This is a genomic window from Marinomonas sp. TW1, assembly GCF_001625355.1.
Classification (GTDB): Bacteria; Pseudomonadota; Gammaproteobacteria; order Pseudomonadales; family Marinomonadaceae; genus Marinomonas.
The window spans coordinates 1-357 of sequence record NZ_JSEE01000052.1 but is presented as its reverse complement, the minus strand read 5'-3'; the positions used below and the strand labels follow the sequence as shown (position 1 = coordinate 357).

Sequence of the window (357 nt, the reverse complement as noted above, 5' to 3'; positions counted from 1 at the left end):
AATTTGTGTTGGTGAGGTTGCCCTCAGCATCCAAGGTAAGATCAGTATCCGCATGTACCAGAGCGCCATCTTCATTGATGATGTTACCTTGCACATTCAATGCTATCGCATCGGTGGAATAAATCTTCCCGTTTGCTGTAGTGTTGTTTAGTTCGATGGCATTAATCGTGATACCTTTACCCGCCAGCGTTCCTTGGTTATCAACTTGGTTCGTCTGAATGGTTAAAGCACCATCTTGGGCTAAGACGGTGCCTGAACTCGTGACATTCTCTGCATTGATGTCGATAGTATTTAAAGCTTCAATCGTGGAATCTTTGTTGGTGAGATTGCCCTCGGCATCTAAGATCAGATCAGTAT

1 protein-coding gene is annotated in these 357 nt (G+C 44.3%); it reads right to left on the bottom strand.

All coding sequences use genetic code 11. The annotated features are described in order from the left end of the window. A partial coding sequence (locus tag OA79_RS17845) for a hypothetical protein (protein ID WP_156486302.1) occupies positions 1 to 357 on the bottom strand: 357 nt, incomplete at both ends.